General features: G+C 70.0%; 17 protein-coding genes. 3 read left to right on the top strand and 14 right to left on the bottom strand.

The genetic code is table 11. The features are described from left to right. The first annotated feature begins 260 nt into the window (after positions 1-260). Both ALA01S_RS32485 and ALA01S_RS00655 read left to right on the top strand, forming a co-directional pair. Entirely contained in the window at positions 261-557 is a 297-nt protein-coding gene (locus ALA01S_RS32485; protein WP_238455646.1) for a guanyl-specific ribonuclease, read from the top strand. 36 nt (positions 558-593) lie between these two features. Continuing rightward, entirely contained in the window at positions 594-989 is a 396-nt protein-coding gene (locus ALA01S_RS00655) for a barstar family protein (protein ID WP_084267083.1), read from the top strand. Positions 990-1,237: 248 nt separating this feature from the next. Here ALA01S_RS00655 and rsmA read toward each other — a convergent pair whose 3' ends face one another. The 3 genes from rsmA to ALA01S_RS00640 form a co-directional block, all read right to left on the bottom strand. Then, complete coding sequence (gene rsmA, locus ALA01S_RS00650) at positions 1,238-2,020, bottom strand: 16S rRNA (adenine(1518)-N(6)/adenine(1519)-N(6))-dimethyltransferase RsmA (protein WP_066330638.1); 783 nt, start codon at positions 2,018-2,020, stop codon at positions 1,238-1,240. Positions 2,021-2,022: 2 nt separating this feature from the next. After that, complete coding sequence (locus ALA01S_RS00645) at positions 2,023-3,372, bottom strand: peptidylprolyl isomerase (protein ID WP_238455645.1); 1,350 nt, start codon at positions 3,370-3,372, stop codon at positions 2,023-2,025. Positions 3,373-3,461: 89 nt separating this feature from the next. Next, positions 3,462-5,873, bottom strand: coding sequence for an LPS-assembly protein LptD (locus ALA01S_RS00640; protein WP_066330633.1), 2,412 nt, complete (start codon positions 5,871-5,873; stop codon positions 3,462-3,464). A gap of 245 nt (positions 5,874-6,118) precedes the next feature. Between ALA01S_RS00640 and ALA01S_RS00635 the strand changes: the two genes are divergently transcribed. Further along, positions 6,119-7,177 carry an aminoglycoside phosphotransferase family protein gene (locus ALA01S_RS00635; RefSeq protein ID WP_066330632.1) on the top strand — a complete coding sequence of 353 codons (1,059 nt, stop codon included), beginning with the start codon at positions 6,119-6,121 and terminating at the stop codon, positions 7,175-7,177. A 40-nt stretch (positions 7,178-7,217) separates the two neighbouring features. Here the strand turns inward: ALA01S_RS00635 and ALA01S_RS00630 are convergent, their stop codons facing one another. The 11 genes from ALA01S_RS00630 to ALA01S_RS00580 form a co-directional block, all read right to left on the bottom strand. Then, entirely contained in the window at positions 7,218-8,261 is a 1,044-nt protein-coding gene (locus ALA01S_RS00630; protein WP_066330631.1) for a DctP family TRAP transporter solute-binding subunit, read from the bottom strand. A gap of 60 nt (positions 8,262-8,321) precedes the next feature. Beyond that, on the bottom strand, positions 8,322-9,620 hold the full coding sequence (locus tag ALA01S_RS00625) for a TRAP transporter large permease (protein ID WP_066330629.1): 1,299 nt from the start codon (positions 9,618-9,620) through the stop codon (positions 8,322-8,324). Continuing rightward, the gene (locus ALA01S_RS00620) at positions 9,617-10,174 is read right to left on the bottom strand and encodes a TRAP transporter small permease (protein ID WP_066330628.1); all 558 of its coding nucleotides are present in this window, start codon (positions 10,172-10,174) and stop codon (positions 9,617-9,619) included. The genes ALA01S_RS00625 and ALA01S_RS00620 overlap by 4 nt, the downstream gene beginning before the upstream one ends. A 168-nt stretch (positions 10,175-10,342) precedes the next feature. Beyond that, a complete protein-coding gene (locus ALA01S_RS00615) occupies positions 10,343-11,809 on the bottom strand; it encodes a M20/M25/M40 family metallo-hydrolase (RefSeq protein ID WP_066330627.1) in 1,467 nt (488 codons plus the stop codon). A 94-nt stretch (positions 11,810-11,903) separates the two neighbouring features. Continuing rightward, on the bottom strand, positions 11,904-12,488 hold the full coding sequence (gene metW / locus ALA01S_RS00610; protein WP_066330626.1) for a methionine biosynthesis protein MetW: 585 nt from the start codon (positions 12,486-12,488) through the stop codon (positions 11,904-11,906). Further along, a complete protein-coding gene (metX, locus tag ALA01S_RS00605; RefSeq protein ID WP_066330625.1) occupies positions 12,485-13,666 on the bottom strand; it encodes a homoserine O-succinyltransferase MetX in 1,182 nt (393 codons plus the stop codon). Before metX ends, metW begins: the two co-directional genes overlap by 4 nt. 196 nt (positions 13,667-13,862) lie before the next feature. Continuing rightward, positions 13,863-14,480, bottom strand: coding sequence for a glutathione S-transferase N-terminal domain-containing protein (locus tag ALA01S_RS00600; RefSeq protein ID WP_066330619.1), 618 nt, complete (start codon positions 14,478-14,480; stop codon positions 13,863-13,865). 29 nt (positions 14,481-14,509) lie between these two features. Continuing rightward, complete coding sequence (locus ALA01S_RS00595; protein ID WP_066330779.1) at positions 14,510-15,853, bottom strand: amidohydrolase family protein; 1,344 nt, start codon at positions 15,851-15,853, stop codon at positions 14,510-14,512. 14 nt (positions 15,854-15,867) lie between these two features. Then, positions 15,868-16,497 carry a uracil phosphoribosyltransferase gene (gene upp, locus ALA01S_RS00590; RefSeq protein WP_066330617.1) on the bottom strand — a complete coding sequence of 210 codons (630 nt, stop codon included), beginning with the start codon at positions 16,495-16,497 and terminating at the stop codon, positions 15,868-15,870. A 52-nt stretch (positions 16,498-16,549) separates the two neighbouring features. Then, a complete protein-coding gene (locus ALA01S_RS00585) occupies positions 16,550-17,851 on the bottom strand; it encodes a URC4/urg3 family protein (protein WP_238455644.1) in 1,302 nt (433 codons plus the stop codon). Continuing rightward, positions 17,841-19,109: a GTP cyclohydrolase II gene (locus ALA01S_RS00580; protein WP_066330616.1), complete on the bottom strand. Its 1,269-nt coding sequence runs from the start codon at positions 19,107-19,109 to the stop codon at positions 17,841-17,843. Before ALA01S_RS00580 ends, ALA01S_RS00585 begins: the two co-directional genes overlap by 11 nt. Positions 19,110-19,130: the final 21 nt, after the last annotated feature.

The raw sequence follows: 19,130 nt of genomic DNA, 5'->3' as shown, positions 1-19,130 counted from the left end.
GCGACTTCTTCACGCAAGCCCCAGCTATGGCCTTGGGTCCTTGCCGCAATTTGAGGCAAAAACTTGAGTTGCCGGGGGGCTTTGGTTACCATCCGCGCTTTCGCAGAATTCAGGGTTATCCCGTGTTGAGGAGTGGTCTGCCGCGGTTGTGGCCGTCTTTGCGTAAGTGGGGACTCGCTGTTGCCGTTGGTGCCACGTTTTCAAGCGGCCTGGCATGGGGGCCGGCGTGGAGCCGGAACTTCAACGGTGCGGAAGCCGCTTTGCAGGAAGTGCCCATGTCGGCTTTGCCGGCGCAGGCACGCGCCACCGAGCGGCTCATTCGTGCCGGCGGTCCATTTCCCTACGAGAAGGACGGCAGCGTGTTTCGCAACCGCGAACGGCTGCTGCCCGCGCGCGAGCGCGGCCACTATCGGGAGTACACCGTCCCCACGCCCGGCAGCCGCGATCGCGGCGCGCGCCGCATCGTCTGCGGCGGCCAGCCGCCCACGCAACCTGATGCCTGTTACTACACGGCCGACCACTACGCGAGCTTCAGCCGCATCGTGTTCGACCGATGACCACCGCTTTGTGTGACTCCAGGAGGTAACGCGACCATGTTGTTGCAGACCGTCCGATCAAACATCGTTCAGTCGATACGTGCGTACCGCGTCGAGGATCTGATGCATGCCGCCCAGGGCGCCGGCCAGCATTTCCTCCACGCCAACCTCAGCAATGCCCAGTCCAAGCAGGAGGTGCTGGAAAGCATCGCCCAGTCCTTCCTGTTCCCAGCGCATTTCGGCAAGAACCTGGATGCGCTGTACGACTGCATGACCGACCTGGTCCACAAGTCCGGCGTGCAGCCGGGCTTCGTGGTGGTGCTGGAACAGCTGCCGGACAACCCGCGCTTTGACCGCGAGGCGCGCGAGCAACTGCTCGACGTCTTCCGCGACGCGGCCGACTTCTGGGCCGAGCGCAAAGTGCCCTTCAGGTGCTTCTATTCTTTTCAGTAGCCCGCTCCCAGGAAAACGGGTCATGGGAGCGGGCGACGGAAGTGGCCCCGGCGGAAAAGCCGAAGGCACTGACGAAGGCCCAGCAACAGGCGAATTTCGGCACCAACATGCCGCTCATGTGCAGCGCATTCGACACCGCCATGTGGCGAAGCGCCGCCTGAAGCCTGCAACGCTCAGACGACAGTCACCAACGCAAACGAAAGGCGACCCTCGGGTCGCCTTTTTTCATGGGCGCGCGAAACCGGGCCTCAGCCCGCTGTGGTCGCCGACACCTTGGCCGCCAGCGCCACGAACTCGTCCACCGGCACTTCCTCGGCACGGCGCTGCACGTCGAAGTCGCCGCCGAAGCCCTTTTGCTCCAGCCAGCGGCCCAGCGTGTGGCGCAGCAGCTTGCGCCGCTGCGAGAAGGCCACGGCCACGAGCTCCTCCAGCAGCTTCACGTCCAGCGCCACCAGCGTGGGCCAGGGCAGCATGCGCACGATGGAGGAGTCCACCCGCGGCGGCGGGTCGAACGCCTCTGGCGGCACGTCGAACAGCGACTCCACCTGGTAGCGCCACTGCAGCATCACCGACAGCCGCCCGTAGTCCTTGCTGCCCGGCGCGGCGGCCATGCGGTCCACCACTTCCTTCTGCAGCATGAAGTGCTGGTCGCGCACCACGTCGGCCACGGGCAGCAGGTGAAACAGGATGGGGCTGGAGATGTTGTAGGGCAGGTTGCCCACCACACGCAGCGGCCCCTGCGCGGCGCGCTCGGCGGCCAAGGCGCGGAAGTCCACGCGCAGCACGTCGGACTCCACCACCGTCAGCTCCGCGCGCTTGCGCAGCCGCGCGGCCAGGTCGCGGTCCAGCTCCACCACGGTGAGCGCACCCGCGCGCGCCACCAGCGGGTCCGTCATGGCGCCCAGGCCCGGGCCGATTTCCACCAGCGGCTCGCCCGGGCGCGGGTCTATGGCGCGGACGATGGCGTCGATGACGCCCATGTCCGAGAGGAAATGCTGGCCGAAGCGCTTGCGCGCGATGTGCTGTCCCATGCTCAGCGCGGCCCTTCACGCATCTCGACGTAGGCGCGCGAGCGCAGCTCGCGCACCCAGTCCACGTAGGCCTGCTCGAAGCGCTGCTCGCGCAGCGAGTCGCGGGCGAGCTCGCGCAGTTGCTTGGGCTCCAGCGCCACCTCGCGGCGCTGCATGACCTGGATGAGATGCACGCCAAAGCGCGAGACCACGGGCTCGGACAGCGCGCCCATGGGCTGCAGCCCGTTCATGGCCTGCTCGAACTCGGGGACGAAGGCGCCCGGCGAGGTCCAGCCCAGGTCGCCGCCCTGCGCGGCGCTGCCGTCCTGCGATTGGGCGCGCGCCACGTCCTCGAAGCGCGCCTTGCCGCTTTCGATCTGGCGCTTGTAGTCCTCCAGCCGTTTCTTGGCCGTTTCCAGCGACAACTGCGGCGAGGGGCGCAGCAGGATGTGGCGGGCATGCGTCTGCGTCACGCGCATGCCGGCGTCCTCGCGCTTGTCCACCAGCTTGAGCACGTGGAAGCCCGCGCCGCTGCGCAGCACGGTGGGCGCCACCTGCCCGGGCTTGAGCTTGCCCACCTGGTCCACGAACACGTCGGGCAGCCGCGCCGCGGGGCGCAGGCCGATCTCGCCGCCGCGCTCGCGGTTGGCGTCCTGCGACACCTCGCGCGCCACGGCGGCGAAGTCCTCGCCGCCGCGCACGCGCTGCAGCGCCTTCTCGGCCACCGCGCGCAGCCGCTCCACCTCGGCCGCCGGCGCGCCGTCCGGCACGGGCACCAGGATTTGCGCCACGTTGTATTCGGCCTGGCCGCCGGACTCCTGGCGCTGGCGCTCCAGGAAGGCTTCGATGTCGGCGTCGCTGATCTTGATGCGCTGCTGCAGCTCGCGCTCGCGCACCCGCTCGATCATGATCTGGTCGCGCATGTTGGCCCGGAAGCGCTGCATGTCCACGCCGTCCTGGCGCAGCCGCTCGCGCAACTGCGCCGGCGTGAGCTGGTTCTGCGCGGCCACGCTGTTCACGGCACGGTCGATCTCGGCCTCGTCCACGCGCGCGCCGGTGTCGCGGGCATAACTCAGGATCACGCGCTCGTCGATGAGCGCATCCAGCACCTGCTGGCGCAACTGGTTCTCGGGCGGCAGGCTCTGGCCGGCGCGCGCGGCGTCGGCGCGCACGCGCGCCACGCGCTGCTCCAGCTCCACCGCCGTCACCAGCTCCTGGTTGACGACGGCGACGATGAAGTCCGCGGTGCGCGGCACGTTGGCAGCGCTTTGCTGCGCCTTGGCGGCCGGGGCGTTGGCTGATTGGGCCGGCGCCTGCAGCGCACACGCCGCCAACACACAGCCGAGCACGAGGGTCTTGGGCTTGAAAGACACGGGATCACTCACGAATGGCTTGAGGGGCGGGCAACAGCGGCGCCGGACCCTGGGGAGGAAGATGCGGCAGCGGGCCGCGGCACGGCGATTCACTCATAGGAGGCGGGCGGCGGCGTCGCGCCGGAGGGGTCATCTCGCAGCATCAGGTAGCCCGGCACGGTGGTCCTGAGCAATTGCAGCGGGTTGGTGCCCAGCCGCGACAGGCCCACCAGCTCCAGTTGCAGCATCAGCCGCGTGGTGGCTTGGGCCGTGCCGGTGGAAATGCGCTCGCCTATGGCGCGGAAAATCCAGCAGCCTGCGTCGTACTCGAAGCCGCCAATACCGTCCACCAGGCGGCTTTCCTTCGTGCTGTAGACGGTGCGGCCCACGGCATAGAGCGTGCCGCCGCCGCAGCCGCCGCCGCTGCCGCGCTTGATGAGCGAGCCGGGCGCGGTACCGTACACCGGCCACTGCCAGCCCGCCTCTATCTGGTCGCTGGCGTCGCGCGTGTAGCGGTAGCGCACGGCCAGCGTGCGGTAGGGCCCGGGCGAGTAGCGCGTGCCGGCCGTCCAGCTCGACACCTGCCGCGTCTGGTGCTTGTATTGCAGCGTGCCGTCGGCGCTCCACTGCTGCGTGATCATCGATGAGCCCTGCAGCAGCAGGTCCGACAGCCGCTGCGTGATGGGCACGCCGTCGGCCGTGATGCGCTGGTCGCTCAGCAGCAGCCGCTGCGCGACGGTGAAGCGGCCAACCTCGTTGCCGCTGGCTACATCCAGAAAGCGCGACGTCACGCCGGCGGTGATCTGGTTGGCGTCCGAGACCCGGTCCACGCCCGTGAACGTGTTCTCGGCGTACAGCGAGGTGATGTTGAAGTCCTTGACCGCCGTGTCGAACAGCGGCGTGCTCTGCGCGTGGTAGGGCGTGCGCACGTACAGCAGCCGCGGCTCCAGCGTCTGGCGCAGCTTGGGGCCAAACAGACTGAAGGGGCGCTCGAACACCAGGCCCGTGTCCACGCTGAGGGTCGGGATCAGGCGCGAGGTGCTGGTGCGCCCGTCGCTGAGCGCCTGGTCGAAGCTGTAGCTCGCGGCGTTGAACGACGCCTTGGGCGTGAGCCAGCCCCAGCTCGTGGTCCAGGGCCGGCTCAGCGAGCCCAGCGCGTGCACGCGCGTCGCCTCTATGGTGGTCGGATCGGCGGAAGGCGCGCGGCTGAAGCGGTTGATCTCGGTCTGAAGCTCCATGCGCAGACCACCGCCCAGGGGCGCGCCGCCCTGCAGGCCGATCTGCGGCAGCCGCTCGTAGGGCGGCGTGATGCGCGCAGCCGGATCGGTGTCCTGCAGCACCTGCCAGGTCAGCACGCGGGCGTAGCTGCGCCACTGGCCGCCGGGCAGGCCCAGATCGCCCAGGCCGCGGTCCACCTGCGCCTCCGCCCCCAGCAGCCGCGGCGTGAGGTAGGGGTTGGTGCGCGCGTTCATCAGCGCGCTGGTGCCGCGGGTGAAGTCTTTCCAGTAGTTGTCGTCCGACACGCGCACGCCCGCGGTGCGGTAGCCCATGTCGTAGGCCGTGCCGCTGTGCTCGAAGCCGAAGGCGTAGCGCGTTTCGCCGGCCACGCGGTCGTTGGGCAGCAGGTTCAGGTTGAGCCGGCCCTGGTAGGTGGGCTCCAGGTAGCGGTACTCGCTGTTGAGGCCGGGGCCGCGGCGCGCGGACAGCGTGGGCGTGAGCGTGGCGTCGCGGTTGGGCGCGATGTTCCAGTAGTAGGGCACGGCCACGTCCAGGCCGTTGCGGTTGTCGATGTTGATGAAGGGCGGCAGCCAGCCGGACTTGCGCTCGTCCGACAGCGGAAAGCTCAGCCGCGGCGCGGCCAGGATGGGCACGCCCATGAAGCGCAGCACGCCGCCGCGGGCGATGCCTTCGTTGGCGTCCATGTCCAGGTCCACCCGCTCGGCCGTCAGCAGCCAGGCCGGCGTGCCTTCGCCGTCGAGGCCGCAGCTCGTGTAGTTGCCTTCGATGATGCGGGCGCGGTTGGGACCCAGGAAATCCACCCGCTCGGCCGTGCCGCCGCCCTTGGTCACGGCGATGAAGTATTCGGGCTCCAGCATGTAGCCCTGGCTGGTGTCGAGCTTGTATTCCAGCTCGGTGCCCTTGGCGCGGTTGCCCTGCTGCGACATGCGCACGTTGCCCTCGGCCTTGAGCACCTGCGTGTCCTGGCGAAAGCGGGCGCGGTCGGCCTGCACGCGCACGTCGCCGCGGCGCACGTCCACTTCGCCCTCGGCCTCCACGTCCACGTCCGGACGCCCGCCTATGCGGTCGGCCTGCACGTCCACGGGCAAGTTGGCATCGGCATCGGCCTGCTGGCGTGCGGGCGCGGAAGCGGGCGCAGGCGCCGGGACCGGCACCGCCGGCGTGGCGGGCAGGGCGGGCGGCGGGGTGAAGTCGTCCATGGCCCCGACCTGGGCCGCGGCGCCCAGCGGCAGGCCGGCCGCCAGGGCCAGGGCCAGCAGCCGCTCGGCACGCGGACGCGGCAACCGCGGAGGCAAGGCGACAGGACGGACGTGGGTGGGCAGGCGCAAGGCGGCGACGGGCGGTTGCAGGCCGGGGCGGCGGCCGGGCCGGCGCGCGCAAAGTTGGGCGCCGGGAGCGGTTCGTAAAATCGCGCCGATTATCCATGAGGGTCAGCCCACCCCCGCGCGCGCCGCCGCCGCGCCCAAGCCCGGGGCGTGCCGCCCCCGGCCCTGACCTTGACCGCCATCCCGCCCAACGCCCTGCGCCCATGAGCACCACCATCACCTGGACCGACCCTGCCCGCGAGCAGGCCTTCAACGCCTGGCTCGCGCCGCTGGCGGCACGACACGGCCTGCGCCTGGAGTCGCTGCGCCCGGCCTCGGCCGACGCGAGCTTTCGCCGCTACTTCCGCATAGACGCCCAGGACGCCGGCGGCGCCTCGCGCATCGTCATGGACGCGCCCCCGCCGCAAGAGGACGTGCGCCCCTTCGTCCACGTCGCCGGCCTCATCGCCGCGGCCGGCCTGCACGGCCCCGAGCTGCTGGCCGTGGACGAGGCCCACGGCTTCCTGCTGCTGTCCGACCTGGGCCAGCAGCTCTACCTGGACGCGCTGCGCCAGGCCGACGCGGCGCAGGCCGACGTGCTCATGCGCCAGGCCATCGCCGCGCTGGTGCAGTGGCAGGCGCGGGTGGACGCCTCCACGCTGCCCCTGTACGACGGCGCGATGCTGCAGCGCGAGCTGGCGCTGTTCCCCGAGTGGTGCGTGCAGCGCGAGTTCGGCATCACCTGGACCGACACGCAGCAGGAGCAGTGGGCGCGCGTGGCCGCGCTGCTGACGGCCAGCGCCCTGGCGCAGCCGCGCGTGGCCGTGCACCGCGACTGGATGCCGCGCAACCTCATGGTGGGCGAGGGCGGCCCGCGCATCCTGGACTTCCAGGACGCCGTGCGCGGCCCGGTGAGCTACGACATCGCCTCGCTGCTGCGCGATGCCTTCGTCTCCTGGGACGAGGAGCGCGAGATCGATTGGGCCGTGCGCTACTGGCAGGCCGCCCGCGAAGCCGGCGTGCCGCTGGACGGCGGCCTGCAGGACGACTTCGGCGAGTTCTGGCGCGCCATGGAATACATGGGCCTGCAGCGCCATTTGAAAGTGCTGGGCATCTTCTGCCGCCTGAAGCACCGCGACGGCAAGCCCGGCTACGCCGCCGACCTGCCGCGCTTCTTCACCTACGCCACCAAGGTGGCCATGCGCTACCGCCAGCTCCAGCCGCTGCTGCCGCTGCTGGAGCCGCTGTCGGGCACCTTCGTGGAGCAGGGCTACACGTTCTGAAGCGGCGCCGCCCATTGCAGGCGGCGCCTCGGGGTGGCGCTTACTTCCTGCGCGCCGCCACGGCCGCCTCGGCCTTGGCCACCAGGGCTTCGCCGACCGTCTTCTTCCACTTCTCGTAGACCGGGTGCGTGGCCTTGACGAAGGCTTCGCGCTCGGCCGCCGAGAGCTTCACCACGCTCACGCCGTTGGCGGCGATGTCCTTGAGCACGGCGGGATCGGCCTCGGCCAGGCCCTTGCGGGCGACGTCGATCTGCTGCTTGCCGGCGTCCACGGCGGCTTGGCGGACGATGTCGCGGTCGGCCGGCGTCCAGCTCTCCCACACGTCGCGGTTGACCACGAAGATCAGCGGATCGGCCACGTAGCCCCACAGCGTCAGGTGCTTCTGCGCCACGGTGTGCAGCTTGGCGGCGCTGAAGATGGACAGCGGGTTCTCCTGCCCGTCCACCGCGCCGCTGGCCAGCGCCGGCTGCGCGTCGGACCAGCTCATCTGCGTCGGGTTGGCGCCCAGCGCGGTGAAGGTGTCGATGAACAGCGGCGAGCCCACCACGCGCAGCTTCAGGCCCTTGAGGTCTTCGGGCTTGCGGATGTCGCGCTTGGAGTTGCTCAGCTCGCGAAAGCCGTTCTCGCCCCAGGCCAGCGGTACGACGCCGCCCTTTTCCAGCGCCTTGAAGATGTCCTTGCCCGGCTCGCCCTGGGTGATGGCGTCGATGGCGGCGTAGTCCGGCATCAGGAAGGGCAGCGAGAAGAGGTTGAGCTCCTTGACCTGCGGCGACCAGTTGATGGTGGAGCCGATGGCCATGTCGATCACGCCCTGGCGGATGGCGGTGAGCTCGCGCGTCTGGTCGCCCTGCACCAGCGACACGCCAGGGTAGAGCTTGATGTTGATGCGCCCGCTGGTGCGCTGCTTGACCAGGTCGGCCCAGATCTCGCCGCCCTTGCCCCACGGGAAGGCCGGGCCCAGCACCAGCGACATCTTGTATTCAGGCTTGTAGTTGGCAGGCACTTGGGCCTGCGCGGCGGTGCCCAGCGACAGGGCGGCGGCCAGCGCCGTGGCGGCAGCGGCGAACAGGTTGCGGCGTTTCATCTTTTGTCTCCAGGAATGGACTTGGGGGAAGGAGGGAACGGGAAGGATGAGCGGACTTGCTCAGTAGCCCAGCCGCTGCGGCAGCCACAGCGCCAGGGGCGGGAACACGATGACCAGCAGCATGGCCAGGCCCATGGCCAGCAGCAGCCAGAGGACCCAGGGAATCGTGGACTCCATGCGCACGCCCGCGATGCGGCAGGACACCATGAGGTTCACGGCCATGGGCGGCGTGAACTGGCCCAGCGCCACCAGCAGCGTCAGGATCACGCCGAACCACACGGGGTCCCAGTGGTAGGCCTGCAGCAGCGGCAGCAGCAGCGGGACGAAGATCAGGAAGATGGAGATGCCGTCGAGGAACATGCCCGCCACGATGAGCACCGCCACCACCAGCGCCATCACGCCCCACTCGCCCAGGCCGGAATTGACGATGGCCTGCGTGATGGGGTCGATGACGGACAGCGTGGACAGTGCGTAGGCAAAGATGCCCGCCAGCGCCACCACCACCATGATGACGGCCGAGGTTTCAGCGCCCTCGCGCAGGATGGGGAAGAGGTCGCGCACGGTGATGGTCTTGTGCACCGCCATGCCGATGAACAGGCCGTAGAACACGGCCACCACCGCCGCCTCCGTGGGCGTGAACCAGCCTGCGCGCATGCCGCCCAGGATGAGCACCGGCGCCGCCAGCCCCCAGGACGCCTCTTTCAGCGCCGGCCAGAACGCCGGCCGCGGTAGCCTGGCTTCCGCCGCGCCCATGCCGTGACGCCGCGCCAGCCACACGGCCGGGACGATGAGCGCCAGGCCAGCCAGCACGCCCGGCACCATGCCTGCGGCGAAGAGGGCCGGCACCGAGGCGCCGGGCACCATGACCGAATAGACGATGAAGGCCACCGAGGGCGGGATGAGGATGTCGGTGGCCGCTGCCGCGCCCACCACGGCGGCCGAGTAGGCGCCGGGGTAACCGGCGCGGGCCATGGCGGCGATCATCACGCTGCCCACCGCGGCGGCCGTGGCCGGCCCCGAGCCGGAGATGCCGCCCAGGAACATGGCCACCGCGATGGCCACCAGCGGCAGCATGCCGGGGCCGCGGCCCACGATGGCGATGGCGAAATTCACCAGCCGCTGCGCGACGCCGGAGCGGTCGAAGATGGAGCCGACCAAGACGAACATCGGAATGGCCAGCAGCGGGTACTTGGCCAGGCCGGCGTAGAAGTTCTGCGGGACGGCCAGCAGTCCGAAGAGCTGCGTGGTGGTGTTGGCCAGCGCGATGGCCAGCCCGCCCCCGATGGACAGTGCCACGCCGATGGGCACGCCCAGCAGCATCAGGACGATGAAGACGGCAAACAGCAGCGCGGCGATCATTGGGCACCGCCCTTCTTGCGGGCGTTGCGCAGGAACAGGCCGAAGGCCCGCGCCGCGATGGCGAACGAGAGCACCGGCAGCCAGATGGAGTACCACCACTTGGGCAGGCCGATGCCGGGCGTCGTTTCCTCGAAGCGGTACTCGTCCCACACCAGGCGGATGCTCAAGGCGGCCAGGACGAGGAAGAACACGCTGGAGCACAGCGCGCCGAAGCGCGCCATGCGCCGGCGCCGTTCGGGGCTGCCGCTTTCGCTGAAGTACTCGATCTTGATGTGCCGGTCGCGCGCCATGGCGGCGCAGCCGCCGGCCAGCGTGGTGACGATGAGCAGGAAGACGGAGATCTCCTCGGTCCACGCCAGCGACTGGTCGGTGAGGTAGCGCACCACGACGTTGGCGAAGGTGATCAGGCACAGCGCGCCCATGGAGAGCACGGCCAGCCAGTCTTCGAGGGCGAGCGGCACCTTGACGGGCGCCATCTCGGGTTCCTGGTCTATGAGCGTGGCGGCAGGCAGCGGCGGCTCGTGCGGCGGCGCTGCGGAATCGGCGGGCTTCATGGTCACGGCAGGCCCGGCGGTGGCGGCCGGGCGGGTTCAGGCAAAGACGGCGATTGTTACCGCTTGCCTGGGCGTGACGGTTGCGGGCCTTGCTTAGGGCGCTATGGACCGCCAGCAGTGCTCATTCCAGGCGGCCTGCCTTTTGGGACGCAGGCCGCCCAAGGGCGTTCACGGCATCGCCGCCACCACCTGTGCCACCGCCGCCGTCAGCCGGCGTGCGTAGTCCAGGTGCAGGAACTCGTTGGGCCCGTGCGCGTTGCTCTTGGGGCCGAGCACGCCGCAAACCATCATCTGCGCCTTGGGGAAACCTTCCTGGAGCATGCCCATGAAGGGGATCGTTCCGCCCTGGCCGATGTAGCCGCAGGGCTCGCCGTAGTGGGCGGCGGAGGCGGCATCCAGCGCCGTGGCCAGCCAGGGCTGCAGCGAGGGCGCGTTCCAGCCGTTGGCGCCCAGCGCGCCGGCGCGGCCGTCGGCATGGAAGGTGACCTTGGCGTTGTAGGGCGCGTTGTCCTCCAGCAGTTGCTGCAGCTTCAGCGCGGCGCTGTTGCCGTCCAGCGTGGGCGGCAGGCGCAGCGAGAGCTTGAAGGCCGTGTAGGGGCGCAGCACGTTGCCCGCTTGCGACAGCTCCGGGAAGCCGTCCACGCCCGTGACGGAGAGCGTGGGCCGCCAGGTGCGGTTGAGCAGGGCCTCCACAGGGTCGGTGGTGACGGGCAGGGCGGGTGCGCCGTCGTTGCCGCAGGCCCAGGGGTAGCGCTTCCAGACCTCGTCGCCCAGCGCGGCGGCCGTGGCCTGGGCCTGGGCGATGCGCTCCTGCGGGATTTCGACGTGGAAATCCGGCGGCAGCAGGTCGCCGGTGCGGGCGTCTTCCAGGCGGTCCAGCACCTGGCGCAGGATGCGGAAGCTCGACGGCACCAGCCCGCTGGCGTCGCCCGAGTGCACGCCCTCGGTGAGGATCTGCACTTTCAGCACGCCGCTGACCATGCCGCGCAGCGAGGTGGTGAGCCAGAGCTGGTCGTAGTTGCCCGCGCCGGAGTCCAGGCAGACGACCAGGCCAACGTCGCCCAGGCGAGCGCCGAGGGCCGAGACGTAGGCGGGCAGGTCGAAGGAGCCGCTTTCCTCGCAGGTCTCGATCAGGCCCACGCAGCGCGGGTGCGGCGTGCCCTGGGCCTTCAAGGCTTCGATGGCCGAGACGGCGGCGTAGATGGCGTAGCCGTCGTCGGCGCCGCCGCGGCCGTAGAGCAGGCCGTTTTCCACCTTGGGCGTCCAGGGGCCGAGGTCCGGGCGCCAGCCGGTGAATTCGGGCTGCTTGTCCAGGTGGCCGTAGAAGAGGACGGTCTGGCCGGAGCCGCCGGAAGTGGTCGCCTCCACCTCGAAGAAGATGACCGGGGTGCGGTCGGGCAGGCGGATGACTTCGAGCTTGAGCCCCGGCACGCGGCGGGACTCGACCCAGCGCGCGGCGTCCTCCAGCACGCGGTCGATGTAGCCGTGGGCGGCCCAGTCCTTGTCGAACATGGGGCTCTTGGCCGGCACCCGGATGTAGTCCACCAGGGCGGGCTCGATGCGCTGCTTCCAGGCCTCGTCGGCGAAGGCGCGCAGGGCTTGGGGGTCGGGGTGAAAACGTTCGGGGGCGTTCATGGCGGGCTCCGGCAAGGAATCGATCGATTCTAGGAGCCGCCTTTTTCACTCCTGGCAAAGGCGGGATGGACCCGCCCAACGGTTCAGCCCGTCGTCAGCCCCGCTCCAGCCTGAACACCGCCGTGCTCGCCATGAGATTCGGCCACGCATCCACCTTGCGGCCGTTGTGCAGCCCAAACGACTGCAGCACGCGCAGCCCGCACTGGCCGGCCAGCACCTCGAAGTCGGCGAAGGTGCCCACGCGGATGTTGGGCGTGTCGTACCACTGGTAGGGCAGCGTCTTGGTCACGGGCATGCGCCCGCGCAGCACCGAGAAGCGGTTGGGCCAGTGCGCGAAGTTCGGGAAGCTCACGATGGCGCTGCGCCCAACGCGCGCCGTCTCGCGCAGCAGCTCGGCCGTGTTGCGCAGGTGCTGCAAGGTGTCGAGCTGCAGCACCACGTCGAAGCTGCCGTCCTTGAACAGGCCCAGGCCGTCGTCCAGGTTGCGCTGGATGACATTCACGCCGCGCTTGACGCATTCCAGCACCTTGGCGTCGTCGATCTCCACGCCGTAGCCCGTGCAGCCGCGCTCCTTGCGCAGCAGCTCCAGCAGCGCGCCGTTGCCGCAGCCCAGGTCCAGCACGCGGCTGCCTTTGGGAATCATTTGGGCGATGAGGCTCATGGCCTGGCGGTCGCTCATGCGGCCTCCCGTTGCGTCGCCACGGCCGGCACGGCGCCGCCACCCAGGCTTTCGACTTCCGCCGCCACGCGCTCGAAATAGGCGCGTACCACGCCGTGGTAGCGCGGGTCCTCCAGCAGGAAGGCGTCGTGGCCGTGCGGGGCGTCGATCTCGGCGTAGGCCACGTCGTGGCCGTTGTCCAGCAGCGCCTGCACGATCTCGCGCGAGCGCTGCGGCGAGAAGCGCCAGTCGGTGGTGAAGCTCACCACCAGGAATTTCGCGGTCGCCTTGGCCAGTGCCGCCGACAAGTCGCCGCCGTGCTCGCGCGCGGGGTCGAAGTAGTCCAGCGCGCGGGTGATCAGCAGGTAGGTGTTCGCGTCGAAGTACTCGCTGAACTTGTCGCCCTGGTAGCGCAGGTAGCTCTCGATCTGGAACTCGATCTGCTGCGTGCTGTAGGCCAGCTCCGCGGCGCGCAGGGCGCGGCCGAACTTGGCCTCCATGGAGTCGTCGGACAAGTAGGTGATGTGGCCGATCATCCGCGCCACCCGCAGGCCGCGCTGCGGCACCACGCCGTGGGCGTAGAAGTGGCCGCCGTGGAACTCGGGGTCGGTGCAGATGGCGCGGCGCGCCACCTCGTTGAAGGCGATGTTCTGCGCCGAGAGGTTGGGGGCGCTGGCGATCACCAGCGCATGGCGCAGGCGCTGCGGGTGCTGGATGGTCCAGCTCAAGGCCTGCATGCCGCCCAAGCTGCCGCCGATGACGGCCGCGAGCTGCTCGATGCCCAGCGCGTCCAGCAGCCGGGCCTGGGCGTTGACCCAGTCCTCCACCGTCACCACCGGGAAATCCGCGCCCCAGGGCTGGCCGGTGGCGGCGTTGACGTCCTTGGGGCCCGTGGAGCCGAAGCAGGAGCCGGGGTTGTTGACGCCTATGACGAAGAAGCGGTCCGTGTCCAGCGGCTTGCCGGGGCCGACCAGGTTGTCCCACCAGCCCTCGCTCTTTTCCTTGCCGGCGTAGGTGCCCGCGACGTGGTGGCTGGCGTTGAGCGCATGGCACACCAGCACGGCATTGCTGCGCTCGGCGTTGAGCGTGCCGTAGGTCTCGTAGGCCAGCGTGTAGTCAGTGAGCTGCGCGCCGCTCTTGAGCGGCAGCGGCAACGCGAAGTGCATGCGCTGCGGTGTGACATGCCCGATAGAACCCATGGATGAAACCCGTCCCTCCAGAAGCAAAAAACCCGGCGCCGCTCAAGCGGACACCGGGTGTGGGCGTCCCTCTTTAGCTGTATTTGTTGAGCGCCCGCAATCCGGAACAAATCGGCGCTGAAGGAATAAGTATAGGCGAGCCGCAAAGCCCGCCCGGGCCGCGGCGCCTGGCCCGGCGCTGCGGCAAATCAACCGATCAGGTCTTGGGCACCGCGGTGGCGATGAAGCTCGCGCGCGCCTCCAGCTTGTCCGACAGGCGGGCCAGGTTGGGGTGGTCGCCGCGCCAGTCGATGTGCGGGAAGCGGAAGGACAAATAGCCCACCGCGCAGCCCACGGCGATGTCGGCCAGCGAGAAGTGGTTGTTGACGCACCAGGGGCCGTCGCCCAGCGCCTGCGACATGGCCTTGAGCGCGGTCTGCACGCGCAGCATCTGGCGGTCCACCCAGGCGGGGCTGCGTTGCGCGTCGCTGCGGCCGGCCCAGGTCAGCTCCAGGCGGGCCAGGACGGCGGCGTCCAGCACGCCGTCGGCCATCGCCTCCAGCGTGCGCACCTCGGCGCGTTCGCGGCCGCTGGCGGGGATGAGCCGGCCCACGGGCGAGAGCGTGTCCACGTACTCGACGATCACGCGCGAGTCGAACACCGACTCGCCCGCCTCCGTGATCAGGCAAGGCACCTTGCCCAACGGGTTGGAGGCCAGGATCGCGTCGCTCCCCCAGACGTCTTCCTGGACGAATTGATAGTCCAGCTTTTTTTCCGCCATCACGATGCGCACCTTGCGCACGTAGGGGCTGGTGAGCGATCCGATGAGCTTCATGCCTGAAAGAATTCCCTAACGCGCCGATTTTAAGTAATGCCGGGGTCCAACCCAGACGGTGGGGGGACCGTCCTACTTCGGTCGCCCGCCTCCAGCGTGAAATCCACCTCGCGCGGCCGGCCCGGCAGGTCCAGCTCCACCGCCTGGCGCGGCGCGCGCGCCAGCACCCGGCCGCCGCGCACCACCAGCAGCCGCGGCGCGCGCAGCCGCACCGCCTCTTCCGTGGAGCGCGCCTGCAGCAGCACGAAGTCGCCGCGGCAGCCGGGCTGAAACCCGTAGCCCTCCAGGCCCAGGATGCGCGCATTGTTCACCGTCACGGCGTCGAAGCAGGCGCGCTGCCCCGCCACCGAGCCCATCTGCGCCACGTGCAGCCCCATGGCCGCCACCTCCAGCATGTCGGCCGAGCCCAGCGGATACCACGGGTCCATCACGCAATCGTGCCCAAAGCCCACGTTCACGCCCGCGGCCATGAGCTCCGGCACGCGCGTCATGCCGCGGCGCTTGGGGTAGGTGTCGTGGCGGCCCTGCAACATGATGTTGATCAGCGGGTTGGCCACGGCATTGAGCTGCGCCTCGGCCATGAGCGGCAGCAGCTTGGAGACGTAGTAGTTGTCCATGGAGTGCATGGACGTGAGGTGCGAGCCCGTCACGCGCCCGTGCAGCCCCAGGCGGTGGGTGTGGAAGGCCAGCACCTCCACGTGGCGCGAGAGCGGATCGTCGCTCTCGTCGCAGTGCATGTCCACGCGCAGGCCGCGCTCGGCCGCCAGCTCGCACAGCAGCCGCACGCTCTCGGCGCCGTCAGCTGTTGTGCGCTCGAAGTGCGGAATACCGCCCACCACCTCCACGCCCAGGTCCAGCGCGCGCTTGAGGTTTTCGAAAGCTCCCGGGCTGCGCAGCACGCCGTCCTGCGGGAAGGCCACGAGCTGCAGCTCCAGGTAGGGCGCCACCTGCTTTTTCACGTGCAGCAGCGCCTCCACGGTGAGCAGCCGCGGGTCGCTCACGTCCACGTGCGAGCGGATGGCGAGCAGCCCGCGCGCCACGGCCCAATCGCAGTAGCGCAGGGCGCGCTCGACGAGGGCCTCCTGCGTCAGCAACGGTTTCAATTCGCCCCAGAGCGAGATGCCCTCCAGCAGCGTGCCGCTGACGTTCACCCGCGGCTGGCCGTGGCTGAGCGTGGAGTCCATGTGGAAGTGCGCGTCCACGAAGGGCGGGCTCAGCAGCCAGCCGCCGCCGTCCAGCACCGGCGTGCCTTGCGGCGCCGGCAGGGCGGGGCCCACGGCGGCGATGCGCCCTTCGCGCACCAGCACGTCCACGCCCGCGCGAGCGTCAGGCAGGCGCACGTCGCGCAGCAGCAGATCGGAGCCTCCCGTCATCGCCTGTGCCGCCATCACTTGGTGCCGAACAGCCGGTCGCCCGCGTCGCCCAGGCCCGGCAGGATGTAGCCGTGCTCGTTGAGCTGGCGGTCGATGGCGGCGGTGTAGACGGGCACGTCCGGGTGCTGGGCGTGGAAGTTCTGCAGCCCCTCCGGCGCGGCCAGCAGGCTCACGAAGCGTATGGAGCGCGGCTTCACCTCCTTGAGCCGCTCCACGGCGGCGGCGGCGGAGTTGCCGGTGGCCAGCATGGGGTCGAGCACGATGGCGTCGCGCTCCTCCATGTGGTCCGGCATCTTGAAGTAGTACTCCACGGCCACCAGCGTGCGCGGGTCGCGGTACAGGCCCACGTGGCCCACGCGGGCGCCGGGGATGATCTCCAGCATCCCGTCCAGGAAGCCGCCGCCGGCGCGCATGACGGAGACGAAGACGATCTTCTTGCCATCGATCACCGGCGAGCGCATGGGCTCCATGGGCGTTTCGATGTCTATGAGCTGCGTGGGCATGTCGCGCGTGACCTCGTAGGCCATGAGCATGCTGATCTCGTGCATCAGCCGCCGGAAGCTGTTGGTGCTGCGCTCCTTTTCGCGCAGCAGCGTGAGCTTGTGCTGCACCAGCGGGTGATCCAGAACGTGGACAACAGGCATGGACGCTCTCCCTCGTGGATGAATCTGTGTGCTCGTTGAAGGTGCCGGCTCGTCAGAACACGGTGCCGTCGCTGTCGATGGCCACCGGCGGCGCGCCGCCGGGGCGCCGCTCGGCGGCGATCTGCCGCCCCGCCGCCCAACTGCCGCCCTCCAGCAGGCAGCCCAGCGGCAGGTGCTCGTTGGCGAGCAGCGCGCGCACGCGCGGCAGCAGGGCGTCCAGCAGCGAGACGGTGAGCGAGCGCCACTCGATCACCCAGGCCTCGCCCGGCACGCGCAGCCGGGTGCCGAACTCGGCATCCAGCGGGACGATCACGCCCGCGTCCAGCAGCAGCCCGCCGTTGCGGTACTCGGGCAGGCCGGTCAGCGCCTCCAGCTCCGTGATGTGCACGCCCGCCGCCTCGAAGGGTTCCACCAGCGACCACGTCAGCCACTGGCTGAGCTTGTGGAAGGGCACCCAGCCGGCGCTTGGGCCTTCGCCGCCCGCCAGCGGATGCGCCCAGGCGTCGCCCACCGGCACGCCCAAAAACTGCTGGCCGCTGGGCCAGATGGCGCTGAAGCCGTCCAGCAGTGCCTGCAGCAGCCGCGGCGCGGCCACGTGGTGCTGGTGCTGCGTGCTGCCCGGCACCACGTGGTGGTGGTGCAGCCGCGGCGCATGGTGGTGGTGGGTGAGCGCGTCGAAGAGGTGGCCGGGCCGGCCGTCGGCCGTGAAGGTGTCCGGCTGCGCGCGCAGCGCCTGCGCCAGGCGGCGCAGCAGGTTGACGCGGCCCTCCAGGCCGAGCAGCGGGTTGATGTCGCGCACCTGGAAGAGGGCGGCCAGCGTGGGCACGTCCATGCGCGAGAGCGCCTTGGCGTCCACGCGGCAGGGGTCGCCCGGGTCGCTGGAGAAGGCGCCGGCCAGGAAGGCGCGCAGGCTGGCCACGGCCAAACCTTCCGAACGCGAGAAGGTTTGCCTGCTCTCGGTCTCGACGTACTGCCACTGCGCGCCCGCGCCGGCGTCCAGCAGCACGCTGATCATGACCAACTCGATGTGCGCGCGCGCCCGCGCCACGTGGCTGTGGCCGGCCAGGCGGGCATTGACCTCGGCCAGCCGGTCCACGCCGCCGGCCTCGAAGTGGCGCCAGCGGCTGTGCAGCGGAATGCGCCCGTCGGGGAAGCGCGATTGCGTGAGCGCCGCGATGCGTTGCGCCACCGCGTCCAGCCGCCCTTCGTCCAGCCGGAAGTGCTCGGAGCGGCCCTCCCGCACGCCCTGGGTGATGTGGGCGCAGCGTTCGCGCACCGTGGCGGCCTGGCGCAGCCGCCGCACGCCCTCGGAGACGTCGCCGGGCGTCAGCGTGGGGTGGAGGTCATTCGACAAGGTCGCGCCCCTTGGTGGCTGCGAGTTGGGCGGCATCGGGGACGCTGCCGTCGGTGAAGTAGCCCGCGGCGATCTTGGCCTCGATCTCCACGCGCGCGTCCGCGGGGACGAGCTCGTCGGGGATCTTGATGCGCTCGCCGACCTCGATGCCGCTGCCGGTGATGGCGTCGTACTTGTCGTTGCTCATGCTCACCAGCCGGTGGATCTTCTTCACCCCCAGCCAGTGCAGCACGTCGGGCATCAGCTCCTGGAAGCGCATGTCCTGCACGCCGGCCACGCACTCCGTGCGCAGGAAGTACTTGTCCGCGCTGTCGCCGCCCACCTGGCGCTTGCGGGCGTTGTAGACCAGGAATTTCGTCACCTCGCCCAGCGCGCGCCCCTCCTTGCGGCTGTAGGCGATGAGGCCCACCCCGCCGGCCTGCGCGCCGCGAATGCACTCCTCGATGGCGTGCGTGAGGTAGGGCCGGCAGGTGCAGATGTCGGAGCCGAACACGTCGGAGCCGTTGCACTCGTCGTGCACGCGGGCGGTGAGCGTGACCTCCGGGTTGGCCAGGTCCTGCACGTTGCCGAAGACGTAGAGCGTCTGCCCGCCGATGGGCGGCAGGAACACCTCCAGGTCGCCGCGCGTGACGAGCTCCGGGTACATGCCGCCCGTTTCCTCGAACAGCGTCTTGCGCAGCACGGCCTCGCTCACGCCGAAGCGCTTGGCCACGCCCGGCAGCCACCACACGGGCTCGACGGCGATCTTGGTGACGGTGGCCGATGAATCCTCCAGCAGGATCTTCCCGTCCACCTGCAGCCGCTGGAAGGCCAGCGCCTGGCGGATTTCCGGCAGGTGGATGTGCGCCTGGGTCACGGCGATGGTGGGCCGTATGTCGGCGCCCGCGGCCAGCAGATCGGAGAACACCTCGGCGACGGAGGCGCCCAACGGGTCGATGGAGACGATCTTTTCCGCGTCGGCCCACTGCGGGTAGGGGCCGATGCGGTCGGTGGGCGAGGTGTTGGTGAGGTCGGCGCGGTGGCCCTTGGTGAGGTTGCCCGCGGCGACCGCCAGGGCGCGGTAGACGCCGTAGCTGCCGCTGTGCGTGCCTATGACGTTGCGCTGGCTGCGGTTGGTCGTGGTGCCTATGACGGGCCCTCGCTCCTTCGGATCGGCCGCCCCCCAGTGGATGGCCGGGGCGCCGCCGGCGCCCTGTCCGGGATGGGAAGTCAGTCGGATGTGGCTGCTGCGTGTGGAGCTGGCCGATTCGGTGGACATCACGGTCTCCTTCCTGCTGCT

The sequence above is a fragment of the Azohydromonas lata NBRC 102462 genome (genome assembly GCF_001571085.1).
In the GTDB taxonomy this organism is placed as follows: Bacteria; Pseudomonadota; Gammaproteobacteria; order Burkholderiales; family Burkholderiaceae_C; genus Azohydromonas; species Azohydromonas lata.
The sequence above is the reverse complement of the archived record's forward strand: the minus strand, read 5'-3'. Positions and strand labels throughout refer to the sequence as shown.